Annotated in this window: 11 protein-coding genes; 6 read left to right on the top strand and 5 right to left on the bottom strand. The window is 60.8% G+C overall.

The genetic code is table 11. The features are described 5' to 3' along the window. Positions 1–121: 121 nt before the first annotated feature. From EJA70_RS11345 to EJA70_RS11325, 5 genes are all read right to left on the bottom strand, one after another. Positions 122–769 (bottom strand): UbiX family flavin prenyltransferase, encoded by a 648-nt coding sequence (locus EJA70_RS11345; protein ID WP_256677669.1) that lies wholly within the window; start codon positions 767–769, stop codon positions 122–124. An 11-nt stretch (positions 770–780) separates the two neighbouring features. Next, positions 781–2,166 (bottom strand): UbiD family decarboxylase, encoded by a 1,386-nt coding sequence (locus EJA70_RS11340; RefSeq protein WP_158830796.1) that lies wholly within the window; start codon positions 2,164–2,166, stop codon positions 781–783. Between the two features lie 303 nt (positions 2,167–2,469). After that, on the bottom strand, positions 2,470–3,375 hold the full coding sequence (locus EJA70_RS11335) for an amidohydrolase family protein (RefSeq protein ID WP_008081961.1): 906 nt from the start codon (positions 3,373–3,375) through the stop codon (positions 2,470–2,472). A 4-nt stretch (positions 3,376–3,379) separates the two neighbouring features. Beyond that, a complete protein-coding gene (locus tag EJA70_RS11330) occupies positions 3,380–4,309 on the bottom strand; it encodes an amidohydrolase family protein (protein WP_008081962.1) in 930 nt (309 codons plus the stop codon). A gap of 322 nt (positions 4,310–4,631) precedes the next feature. Continuing rightward, positions 4,632–5,522, bottom strand: a complete 891-nt coding sequence (locus tag EJA70_RS11325; protein WP_158830795.1) for a LysR substrate-binding domain-containing protein — start codon at positions 5,520–5,522, stop codon at positions 4,632–4,634. A gap of 118 nt (positions 5,523–5,640) precedes the next feature. Here EJA70_RS11325 and EJA70_RS11320 point away from each other — a divergent pair, with 118 nt between their 5' ends. The 6 genes from EJA70_RS11320 to EJA70_RS11295 all read left to right on the top strand — a co-directional run bounded on the left by EJA70_RS11320 (position 5,641) and on the right by EJA70_RS11295 (position 12,429). Then, positions 5,641–6,105 carry a (2Fe-2S)-binding protein gene (locus EJA70_RS11320; protein WP_158830794.1) on the top strand — a complete coding sequence of 155 codons (465 nt, stop codon included), beginning with the start codon at positions 5,641–5,643 and terminating at the stop codon, positions 6,103–6,105. Further along, the gene (locus EJA70_RS11315) at positions 6,105–8,318 is read left to right on the top strand and encodes a molybdopterin cofactor-binding domain-containing protein (RefSeq protein ID WP_158830793.1); all 2,214 of its coding nucleotides are present in this window, start codon (positions 6,105–6,107) and stop codon (positions 8,316–8,318) included. Before EJA70_RS11320 ends, EJA70_RS11315 begins: the two co-directional genes overlap by 1 nt. Before the next feature lie 6 nt (positions 8,319–8,324). Next, a complete protein-coding gene (locus EJA70_RS11310; protein WP_158830792.1) occupies positions 8,325–9,218 on the top strand; it encodes a LysR substrate-binding domain-containing protein in 894 nt (297 codons plus the stop codon). Positions 9,219–9,386: 168 nt separating this feature from the next. Next, a complete protein-coding gene (locus EJA70_RS11305) occupies positions 9,387–10,877 on the top strand; it encodes a helix-turn-helix transcriptional regulator (RefSeq protein WP_158830791.1) in 1,491 nt (496 codons plus the stop codon). 135 nt (positions 10,878–11,012) lie between these two features. Next, positions 11,013–11,270 (top strand): DUF1652 domain-containing protein, encoded by a 258-nt coding sequence (locus EJA70_RS11300; RefSeq protein ID WP_158830790.1) that lies wholly within the window; start codon positions 11,013–11,015, stop codon positions 11,268–11,270. 565 nt (positions 11,271–11,835) lie between these two features. Beyond that, positions 11,836–12,429, top strand: coding sequence for a trimeric intracellular cation channel family protein (locus EJA70_RS11295; protein ID WP_256677668.1), 594 nt, complete (start codon positions 11,836–11,838; stop codon positions 12,427–12,429). Positions 12,430–12,493: the final 64 nt, after the last annotated feature.

Here is a 12,493-nt window from a genome sequence, read left to right as displayed (position 1 = left end):
CTTTGATTGACCGGTGCACACTGAATTCGGGGGGATTAAATTTTTGATGTGTAACCCTTGTGGCGAGGGGATTTATCCCCGATGGGCTGCGAAGCGGCCCCAAAACTGCAAATGAGGTGTGTCAGGTTGAATGCGGTTGCTGACTCAACGACTGCTGCGCAGCCGGTCGGGGATAAATCCCCTCACCACAGGTATTTGTGTCAGATGATGGAACTGGTTTGGGTTCACGCCAGCGTCGTGCAACGCCCGCATCGAGGCCGAACAGGTCAAGCACGCGGCCGAGGCTGTGGTCGACCATTTGCGCGAGGTTTTCCGGGCGGGCGTAGAACGCCGGTACTGGCGGGGCGATGATTCCGCCCATCTCGGTGACGGCGGTCATGTTGCGCAGGTGGGCGAGGGTCAGCGGGGTTTCGCGGGCCATCAACACCAGCGTGCGGCGCTCCTTGAGCGTGACGTCGGCAGCACGGCCGATCAGCCCCGAAGACGTGCCAGTGGCAATCTCCGCCAGCGTCCTCATCGAACACGGCGCAACCACCATGCCGAGGCAGCGAAACGAACCGCTGGCAATCCCGGCGGCGACGTCATCGGCGCGGTGGTAATGACTGGCCAGCGCAGTCACGTCGGCGAGTTTGTAATCGGTCTCGTGGGCCATGGTCAGCAGCGCCGCGCGGCTGATGATCAGGTGGCTTTCGATGTCCAGTTCAGCCAGCAATTGCAGCAAGCGCACGCCGTAGATGAAACCGGACGCGCCGCTGATGCCGACCACCATCCGTTGCCGGTTCACGATTCCAGCTCTTTGAGCAAAACCCTCGCCCGCTCAAGAACATCCTGATCAAGCTGCGCCTTGATCCCGTCAAACCCGGAACCGCGTGTCGCATCCAGGCCCATCCGCGACGTCGTGCCATTGACCGACGACGATGGATCGAGCGGACTACCGGGCAAACCATCAATGGTGAAAATATCCAGGTGCGGCTGAAAGTGCGTGGCCAGCGCCCACAACACCTGGCTGTCATCGCTGATGTCGATATCGCTGTCCACCGCGATCACGGTTTTCAGGTACGGATCCCAGCCGAGCAGGGCCAGCATGATCTGCCGCGCCTCACCATCGCGGCTCTGATCCAGCGCCACGTAGCAGTGAAAATGCGTGCCGGAATTCGGGTAGTGCACAGCGGTGACAGCGGGGAAACGCGCCTTGAGTTTTTCGCTCATCTCCGCTTCGCGCGGCAGGCGGGCGAGGGTCAAATGCTCGGCGTAGCGGCCACCCATGACGTCGACCAGCCAGGCGTCTTTGCGCTTTAACAGGGTGTCGACACGCAGCACATTGTTGGTCGAGCGATCCGAGGAATAACCGCTGAATTCGCCGAACGGGCCTTCCTCGGCGTAGGCCGCCGGGTCGATGGCACCTTCCAGAACAAACTCGGCGTACGCTGGCACACCGATGCCGTAGCGTGGAGTTTTCACCAGTTCCAGCGGCGCACCGAACAGCCCGCCGGCGACGGCGCGTTCATCGGCGCCATAGGGCAAGCGTGCAGCAGCGGCGAGCATGAACAGTGGATGCGCACCGACCACCATGGCCACACGCAATTCTTCGCCACGTTCGCGGGCGGTTTGCAGCATCCGCCACAGGTGGCCGCGTGAGTGCAGGCTGGTGGCGAGGGCCTGGCGGGCGTGGCGCATCGAGCGGTGATAGCTCATGTTGGCGATGCCGGTCAGCGGGTCTTCGGCAACGATGATGGCGTTGGTGATGTACGGGCCGCGATCGCTGTCGAAATGCTTGAGCATCGGCAGCAGCGCCAGGTCCAGCGCTTCGCCTTCGAAGACTTCATCGAGAATCGGGCCGGTCTCCACATAACGCGGAGCGATGGATTGGTTGGCGCGGGTTTGAAAGGTTTCGTGCAGTTGCGCAGGCGTTACGCCGAACAGCCGGGCGATGCGGGTTCGCGAGGCGAACAGATTGGTCGCCACCGGCACGCCGAGGTGGCCGACGATTTCGCAGATCAGCAGCGGATCGCGGCCTTGGGCGGCGAGGGCATCGACCAGGGCGGTGACGTCCTGATCGGCAGAAATCGGTTGAGTGACGGTCAGCACATCGTCCGGGTACTCACGGCGATAGGCGTCGATGAACACGTGAAAGTCCTGAGAATCGCCGAGCGTCGAACGGGTCATGGTGTCACCTCGTAAAAAGCAGGCACGCAGGGGTGAGAGGGCGTTCGATCAAGCAGCCGTTGGCCTGCCGGTCGAACGAACGCCGGGTCATCTTCGTGCCTGTAAAGTCGCTGTGTGCTCTGTGTACAGATCCCTTGTGGCGAGGGGATTCATCCCCGATCGGCTGCGAAGCAGTCGTAAAACCAGTAAACGCGATATGCCTGATACAACGCGGTCGCAGGTTTTGGGGCCGCTGCGCAGCCCATCGGGGATAAATCCCCTCACCACAGGAAACTCCATTTCCACACCAGGGTTTGCGTAAAGTTAGAGGTACGTTGTAGTCAGGCGTATGTCAGCCTCGGCCAGGTCTTTGGGTGGTGGCGTCGGTTCGATCCCGCACAACCTTGCGATGTTGTTGCCCAGGTAGTCTTCGAGATGATCCTCATCAATCCCCAACCCCTGCGGTGCCGGCGAGCACAACACCTCCAGTTCCCGCAACCACATCCCCGGCTCGTTCGGCGGTGAATCCGTGCCGAACACGATCTTGTTGCGCGGCAGTTCCTTGGCGAATTCGACGATCCGCGACTGGAAGCACCAGCCCGATTCGCAGTACACATTCGGCGTGTCCATCGCCATCCAGAACGCTTCGAACGAGTAGTTGCCGCCGGTCTGGATACCGAAGTGGCCGATGATGAAATTGACCATCGGGAATTCGCGGATGATCGGGTAGAACATCGTCGGAATCGTGTACGGGCCGTCGCCGGTGTGGATCAGCACGACGATGTTGTACTTGGCGCAGACCTTCATCGCCGGACGCAACCAGTCGAGTGCGCGATCCGGGCGATAGCCGTGCATGTTGGCGTGCAGCTTGAGCATCTTGAAGCCGTATTCCTTGATGTGGAATTCCAGCTCCGCCGCACCGTTTTCCGGTCCCCAGCGCGGGTTGAAGTTGAAGTTGCCGATAAAGCGATCCGGGTACTTCATGCACAGTTCGGCGATGTACGACATGTAGTCGCGCACGCCTTCGCGGCCTCGGCGGTTGCCGTCGCGATAACCGGTGTTGCCCGGTGGCGGCTGGATGAAACCCATGTCGATGCGGCGTGGTTTGCCGTTGATCATGTACGGGCCGTCCATCAACTTGAGCATGCGCTCGCCGGTGAACGGTTCGCCGGTGTGGCGCCAGGCCTCGTCGACCAGGTTGGTGGGGTGCAGATGGGTGTCGATGATCATCGGTTCAGCTCCTGGCCAGTTGAGTGGTGACGGGGCGCTTGAGTTGCGCCTCTGCTTCGGAAACGGAACGGGGTGGCGGGGTTGGCTCAAGGCCGATCATCCGCGCGGTGTTGTTGCCCAAGTAGTCTTCGAGGGTGTCCTCGTCGAGATTCAGGCCTTGTGGCGGTTCGTGGCAGAGCACCTCAAGCAAGCGCAGCCACATGCCCGGTTCGTTCGGCGGCGTGTCGGTGCCGAAGAGGATCTTGTGCGTCGGCAAGACCTTGGCGAACTCGACGATCCGCGATTGCAGGCACCAGCCGGATTCGCAGTAGACGTTGGGCAACTCCATCGCCCATTGCATCGGTTCGAACACGTAGACGCCGCCGGTCTGCACACCGAAGTGGGCCATGATGAAATTGACGTTGGGGAATTCCTTGATCATCGGCACCCATTCCGACGGGATGCTGTAAGGCCCGTCGCCGGTGTGCAGCTTGACCGGGATGCCCAGTTCGGCGCATTTCTCGAAGCACGGGCGCACCCAGTCGAGTGCACGGTCAGGACGATAGGCGTGCATGTTGGCCTGCATCTGCACCATGCCGAAACCGTGTTCCTTGACGTAGCGCTCGATCGCTTCGACGCCGTTTTCCACGCCGCAGCGCGGGTTGTAGACGAAGCAGCCGATGAAACGATCCGGGTAGGTCTGGACCATTTTCAGGGTGTAGGCCATGTAGGCGTCGATGGATTCGCGGCCGGTCAGATCGCCGTCGGTCCAGGTATAAATCGTGTTGCCTTGCGGCGGCTGGATGAAGGCTTTGTCAATGCGGCGAGGCTTGCCGTTGACCATGTACGGGCCATCCATCATCTCCAGCAGACGCTCGCCGGTGAACGGGTCACCGTCATGCCTCCAGGCGAGGTCCACGAGATCCGTGGGATAGCAGCTGATATCGATGATCATTGCAGTCGATCTCCTGATAGCGGGGAAGGGAGCCTTGCGGCTCTCGGCATCCACGTCCCGGGCAATCGGCCGTTGCTATGCGCAAGACTCGCGCATTCCCTCGCCTGTTCGCATCCGGCCCGGGTGGGTGGCTGCTGAGGGCGAGTATTGGAAAGGGGGGAGGGGTTCGTACAATATTAATTGGGCGGGGTGGTGATATGCGTTCGATATGGGCTGCATCAAGATCAAAAGATCGCAGCCTTCGGCAGCTCCTACACCGTTCAATGTAGGAGCTGCCGAAGGCTGCGATCTTTGATCTTCAATGGTAGTGCCAGCGCTGTCGTCAGGATTGTGTCCGCAGGGCCAACTGTTTGATCGCTTCAACCACCGGCGCCACACGCTCCGCCTGTCCATGCGGCCACACGGCGTAAAGGTTGTAATGCGCGGCAATCTGCGCCTCGTTCAACGCCACCAACCGCCCACTGCGCAATGCATCAGCCGCCAATAATCCACGCACCAGCCCCGCGCCAACGCCAGCCTCGGCAGCCGCAATCAAATTCGCCGCATTATCAAAAATCACCCGTGCCGGCGGCTCGGTCGGCGTCATCCCAGCCGCATCCAGCCACGGAATCCACGACCTTCGCGTATAGCCCAACAACGGCAACTGAAGAATCTGCGCCGGGCTCAACGGCGCCTGCAAACCATAGCGCTCCAGCAATGCCGGCGAAGCCACCGCCAGCACCCGATCGCCACAAATTTGCGTCATTTCGCAGTCATCCCAATCGCCATAGCCATAACGCAGCGCCAGATCGACTCGCTCAAACGTACTGCGATCACTGCGCGGCATCGACAGCAGCGTCACCTCATGATCCGGCAGACCATCAAGCAACTGCGGCAGGCGCGGATTGAGCCAGCTCTGCGCCAGTTCGCTGTCGACATCGAGGGTCAAACGCTGCGCCACGCTACGGTTTTTCACCGACGAGATTGCCCGGTCAATCTGCGCCAGACCATCCGACAAGACACTGGCAAACAACTGCCCGGCATCGGTCAGATTGCTGCCGCCGCCCTCACGCACGAACAACGGCTGGCCGATGAAATCTTCCAGCGCGCGGATCTGCTGACTGATCGCGCTGTGGGTCAGATCAAGTTTGCGCGCAGCGCTGGAGAAACTGCCGCTGCGCGCCGCGTGGATAAACGCGCTCATGGACTGCACCGACGGGTATCGCTTGTACATGTTGTTAGTCCTGCTTACAGCGGTTGGCAGAAATCGTCGCTGGCCGCGTGTGGCTCAGGGTTCCAATAATCGGTGACCAGGCCCGCACAAAGACGGGCCGCTCTTTTGGAGCCTGACAATGATTGCATTCACGGTTAACGGCGAACGACGCGAGCTGGATGAAGCGTCCTCCTCCATGCCCTTGTTATGGGTCTTGCGTGATCAACTGAAACTCAGCGGCACCAAGTTCGGCTGCGGCATGGGCCTGTGCGGTGCCTGCACCGTGCACCTGGACGGCGTCGCGGTGCGTTCCTGCCAATTGCCGGCGGCCGCCGTCGCGGGCCACAGCATCACCACCATCGAAGGCTTGTCACCAACGGAAAGCCATCCGCTGCAACTGGCCTGGGTCGCCGAAGATGTGCCGCAATGCGGCTACTGTCAATCCGGGCAGATCATGTCCGCCGCCGCATTGCTCAACACCGGTGCGGCCGTCACCGACGATTCGATCCGCAATGCCATGTCCGGAAATATCTGCCGCTGCGGCACTTACGGACGTATCAACAAAGCGATCAAACGTGCGGCGAACGCGCCGAAGGAGGCGTGATGAGCCTCATCGACGACACCCGCATTGAACTGCCGCGGCGGGTTTTTCTCAAGCAAGCGGCGACTGTTGCTTCCGGCCTGGCGATTGCCCTGTACCTGCCGGGCGGCATGGCGGCCACGGATCCGAAAGCCATGGCGCCGGCCAACGAGTTCGAACCGAATGCCTGGGTGCGCATCTTTCCCGACGGCACGGTGAAACTGGTGGTACACAAGCACGATTCCGGCACCGGCACGCAAACGGCATTGGCCGCGTGTGTGGCGGAAGAGCTGGACGTCAACCCGATGACCGTGCAGGTCATCACCCCGGAAGACCCGTTCTTCGAAACCTACATTCATCCGGTCTGGAAAGTCTTCTCGACCGGCGGCAGCACCAGCGTTTCTCTGGAATACGATCGCTTGCGCATGGCCGGTGCCACGGCGCGGGCGCTGTTGATCACCGCTGCCGCGAAACAGTGGAAAGTCAGCCCCGACAGTTGCACCACCGAGGAAGGTCGAGTGATGCACGCGGCGAGCAAACGCAGCCTCGGTTACGGCGAACTGGTCGGCGTGGCCGCGCATCTGCCGGCCCCGGCAAAGGTCACGCTGAAAGACCCTACGCAGTTCAAATACATCGGCAAATTGCGCCACAAGCGCGATGCGGCAGCCAAGGTGTGCGGGCGTTTCAAGTACAGCATCGACGTGCAATTGCCGGACATGCTGGTGGCGGTGATTCAGCGCGCGCCCGTGGTCGGCTCGAAAGTGCTCAGCGTCGATTCAGCGGCTGCATTGAAAGTGCCAGGTGTGCGCAAGGTACTGGCCATTCCGGGGCGTCCTGATGTGCTCGGCGGCAATCTGGAAGGCGTCGCGGTGTTGGGGGATACGTTCTGGGCTGCGCAGCAGGGCCGCAAAGTGCTGGAGATCAAGTGGAGCGATTCAGCGCTGGCCGGGTTCGACAGCGAACAGTTGTCCAGCGCGCAGGCCCAAGCCATCGGCGATCCAAAAACACAAACCGTCAAAGCCATGACCCAAGGTGATGTCGCCGGGCAATGGGCGGGTGCGGCGAAGCTGATCGAAGCGGATTACACCATGCCCTACAAGGTGCAAAATCCGCTGGAACCGATCTGCATCACCGCACAAGTCAAGGACAAGGCGATCACCTATTGGGGCGGCGTGCAGGTGCCGTCCTCGGCGCTGGAAGCGGCGCAAACCGTGTGCGGAATCGACAAGGCCAACGTGACCATTCATGAGCTGGTCTCGGGCGGCAGCTTCGGTGCGCGGGAGGCCAAATACTGGTTGTTTGAAGTCGCGTATCTGGCGCAGAAAACTGCTGTGCCGGTGAAACTGCTCAACAGCCGCGAAGATGAAATGCACGCGCTGTTCAATCATCCGGCAACCTTGCATCGGGTCAAAGGCGCGCTCGATGCCCAAGGCAAACTCAGCGCGCTGCAACTGCACGCGGTGTCGCCCGCCTCACCGGAACAGTGGGAACCGGGTTACTTCGAACGCCCGGACAAGATGGATTACAGCACCACCGAAGCGATCACCGCGTGGGACTTCGCCTACCGTCCGCCGCATCTGGAACTGAACTGGGTCAAGCACGAAAGCGAGGTGCCGAGCGGCTGGTATCGTTCGGTGAGCTTCATCCCCAACGTGTTTGCCGTGGAAAGCTTCATGGATGAACTGGCGCATGCGGCGGGTACTGATCCGCTGCGGTTTCGTCTCGCCAACATGCAGGAAAGACCCCGTCATGTGGCGGTGCTCAAGCAAGCCGCCGAGCGTGCCGGTTGGGGCCAGCCGTTGCCACCGGGAACCGCGCTGGGGATTGCGACCAATCAGGGTTACACGAGTTTTATTGCGGTGGTTGCGCGGGTGGCGATGGTCGACGGCAAGCCGAAAATCGAGAAGCTCACCTGCGTGGTCGATTGCGGTTTGGCGGTGTCGCCGGGCGGTGTCGAAGAACAGATCTACGGCGGGTTGATGTGGGGCCTGGGCCACGCGCTGTTCGACCGGCTCGACATCAAACAGGGCCGGGTGGTGCAGAGCAATTTCCACGACTATCGCGTCACGCGCATGTCCGACATGCCGGCCACCGACATCCTCGTGCTCGACGGTGAGCCGAGCAAACCCGGTGGCGTCGGCGAGTTGGGCAGCCCTTCGGTGGTGCCGGCCATCGCCAATGCGTTGTTCGCGCTGACCGGCGTCCGTCAGCGTTCGACGCCACTGAGCCTGGGATAATTCGCCATGGATTTGCGCCTGCTGCGGTACTTCATGGCGTTGGCCGATGAGTTGCACTTCGGTCGCGCCGCCGAACGCCTGCACATCTGCCAGCCGCCGCTGAGCCAGCAGATTCGTTTGCTGGAGGAGGAACTGGGCACGCCGCTGTTCGAGCGCAGCCATCATCGGGTCGAACTGACGGCGGCGGGGCAGATGCTCAAGGAGCAAGCGCCGCTGGTGTTCGAACAGCTCGACCGGGCGCTGGATTTGACCCGGCAAACCGGGCGCGGTCAGCTCGGCGAACTGGAAATCGGCATGATCAGTTCGGTGATGGTCGGCGTGTTGCCCAAGGCTTTGCACCTGTTTCGCGAGCGTTACCCGCAGGTCAACTGGCGCTTGCACGAAATGACCCCGGCGGCGCAGGTCAAGGCGTTGAAGGAGAAGCGCATTGATGCCTGCGTGTTTCGCGTGGGTTATGACGATCCGTTGTTGCGCAATGAACTGCTGATTTATGAGCCGATTCACGTGGTGATGCCGGCGGATCATCCGTTGGCGCAGCGCGAGGTGCTGGCCCCGGCGGATCTGGCGCAGGAGCCGTTTGTGGCGCTGGAGTTGAAGCAGTCGCGGTTCGCTAATTTTCTCTATCAGTGCTGCATTCAGGCGGGGTTTACCCCGCAGATACGGCAGCAGGTGATTGAGGTGCAGACGCTGCTGAGCCTGGTCCGCGCCGGGTTCGGCGTGGCGCTGTTGCCGGCCTCGATTGAACAGTTGGCGCCGGCGGGGCTGGTGTTTCGACGGCTGACCCCGGCATTGCCGGATGTGCCGCTGTACGCGACGTACCGCGCGGATGATGCCTCCCCAGTCCTGAAACTCTTCCTCGACACCCTCCGCGAACTCAACGGCAATCCTCAACCCCTGTAGGAGCTGCCGAAGGCTGCGATCTTTTGATCTTGTCTTTTAAAAACAACATCAAAAGATCGCAGCCTTCGGCAGCTCCTACAGGGGGATGTGTTGTGTGTGAATAGAGGTGCACGATCGCGATTGGCTGCGGTCGTACTCTTCACATGGCGCATCACTTGTGGAGATCCAATGAGCCAGGAAGTCCTGACCACCGAAACCAATCGCCGCCAGTTGCAGCAGATCATCGCCGGGTTGTCCGACGGGGTGATTCTGCTGGAGCGGGATCAAAGCATCCTCTGGGCCAACGAGGCCGCGCTGGCCATGCATGGCGTCAGCCGGATCGGTGAGCTGGGCCACAATGCCACCGAATACGCGCAGCGTTTCAACCTGCGTTATCGCAACAACCACACGCTGGCGCCCGAGAATTATCCGATCAGCCGCGTGGCCCGCTGCGAGGCGTTCAATGATGTGCTGATCGAAGTGAATGCGGCGGATGATCCGGAACGCGTCTGGGTACACAGCGTGCGCAGCATGATCCTCACGGATCGCGAAGGTCAGCCCGAGTCGCTGGTGCTGATCATGAGCGACGTCACCGATTGGGCCAACGCCGAGCAGCGCTTCGAGAAGACCTTCAATGCCAACCCGGCGCCGGCGGTGATTTGCCGTATCAGCGATTTGCGTTACATCAAGGTCAATCCCGGATTTCTGGAGATGACCGGTTATACCCGCGAGCAGGTGATCGGCACGTCGGCTTATGAAATCGATATCTACGAGCAGGCAGAGAAGCGCGATCTGGCCATTCAGCGCCTGCGCGATGTCGAGACCATTCCGCAAATGCAGGCTGAATTGCGCTTGCCCGATGGCAGCAGCAAACAGGTGATCGTCGCCGGGCAACCGCTGCTGCTCAACGATGAAGACTGCATGCTGTTTTCCTTTGTCGACATGGAACTGCGGCACAAGGCCGAAGTGGCGCTGCGTCAGAGTGAGGAGCGGTTTGCCAAGGCGTTTCGCCTGACGCCGGTACCGATCCTGATCTGCACGGCGGATGAACAACGGGTGCTCGACGTCAATCAGGCGTTTCTCGATACGCTGACATTTGACAGCGACGATGTACTCGGTAAGACCGTGACGAAGATTGGTTTTATCGATGACAACGGGGCACGCACGCGTTTGCTCGCGGCGCTTGAGAAAAACGGCCGGGTGGATCGGGTGGATGTGCGGGTGCGCACCAAAGACGCCGACTTGCTGGAGTGCGCGCTATCGGCCGACACGGTGAATATTCATGATGTGCCGTGCTATTTGCTGGTGCTGATGGACATCACCGAGCGCAAGCGCACCGAGCTTGAGCTGGTGGCAGCCATTGAAGAGGTGATGAAAGATGCCTCATGGTTCAGCCGCACGTTGATCGAAAAACTGGCCAATGTGAAGAAGGTCAATTCGCCGCAACTGCCGAGTGTGTCGTTCACCGATCTGACGGCGCGTGAGCGTGATGTGCTGGGGCTTATCTGTGAGGGGCTGGCGGACAAGGAGATCGCCGCGCGGCTGAAACTGGCGCCGAACACGGTGCGTAATCATGTGGCGACGGTGTATTCCAAGCTCGATGTGCACAGCCGCAGCGAGGCGATTGTCTGGGCTCGGGAGCGTGGGCTGTTTTCCGGCGAGTGGCGGGGGCAGCGCTAGGGTGCAAATGCACTAGTTGATCCGGTGCAAATTGAGGTTCTGATGGGGGCGGGTGGTTCTTAGTCTGGTGGGGTACGGTGCGTGTCTTTTTTTGCGTGATCGTGTCCCTTCGAAGCAGCTAAAGGAACAACCTCAATGATGAATCTTGCGCAGTTGCGCGCTCAGCTTGAGCAGAGTTTTTCGCCGCTGGCGTGTGAGTGTCTGGTGGATGGTGATCATTCGCTGACGGTGAAGCTTTATCATCCGGTGTCAGGGCAGGTGGATCTGGTGATCAGCGGGTTGAAACTCAATGGCTTGCGTACACCTGAGTCTGTCGAAGCTTTAATTGAAGAGCTGCGTTATGAGCTCGAAAGCAATTCCCTGCGCTCCTCCCGAAACCCCGAACCCATGTAGGAGCTGCCAAAGGCTGCGATCTTCTGCTTCTGCTGTTCTGTGGGAGCTGGCTCGCCAGCGATGGCGGCCCTCTGGCCGCCCCATCTCTAACTGATACACCCCATCCAACTGTAGGAGCCAGCCTGCTGGCAATGGCGGCTCTACGGCCAAACGAATTCCGTCCCTCCACCCCAAAATCGACAGCCACTTCCCCGCAATCCACCGGGTTTTCTGGCGCTTGCAGCCACCTCGGCTATAAAGAATGAGTGGTCAGGTCTCCCGTGGTCGGTTTGGTTGCGGGAGTTTGTCTCTCATTTCTCGCGGGTCGTCCTATGAACAATCTTGGGAAACGCGTGTTGCCGTTGGCTTTTTTTGCTGTGTTGTTGGCAGGTTGTGCCAGTCCGCCACCGCCTCCACCCGTAGCGCCTCCACCACCGCCGGAACGCACGTGTCAGGTGCTGGAAAACACTGAGGTCGCCGGCGATATGTATGTCGACGGGCAAGTCACTCGCCACATCACCACCACGCGTTGCGTCACGCAATAGCGCCGGCGGGGCGTAAGTCCCGGGTTGAGCGGATTGTGCTGGTGGCCGATCTGGCCGGCACGGCAGTGTTTGCCGTGGAGGGTGCGATTGCGGCGATGCGCAGTCAGCTCGACCTGCTCGGGGTGATGGTGATTGCGTTCATCGTCGCCCTCGGCGGCGGGGTGACTCGTGACCTGTTGATCGGCGCCACGCCGCCCAATGCGGTGGCGGATTGGCGCTATCCGGCCCTGGCGTTTTTCATGGGCGGGCTGGCTTTCGTCTTTCATGAACAGGTGCTGAGCTGGTCCGGTTCGACGTTGATTGTGCTGGATGCGGCGGGGCTTGCGCTGTTTGCCGTGGCGGGGGCGCAGAAGGCACTGAACTTCGGAATTACGCCGTTTGTGGCGATGTTGATGGGCACGGTCACTGGCGTCGGTGGCGGGGTGATTCGCGACATTGTGCTGGCGCGTATACCGGTTGTGCTGCAGGCGGACTTATACGCGAGTTCGGCGTTTGTCGGCGCGGCGGTGTTGATCATCGGCCGCAGGCTGGGTGTATCGCCGGTAGCGGCGGCTTTGCTGGCGGGGGCGGCGTGTCTGGCCTTGCGCTTGCTCTCGGTGCATTTCGGCTGGCAACTACCCAAAGTGCAAGTCTGACCCCATAACCTGTAGGAGCTGCCGCAGGCTGCGATCTTTTGATCTGTCTTTTAAAAACAAGATC

Source organism: Pseudomonas sp. PB103 (assembly GCF_009764635.1).
Classification (GTDB): domain Bacteria; phylum Pseudomonadota; class Gammaproteobacteria; order Pseudomonadales; family Pseudomonadaceae; genus Aquipseudomonas.
This window is presented reverse-complemented; position numbering and strand designations above follow the sequence as displayed.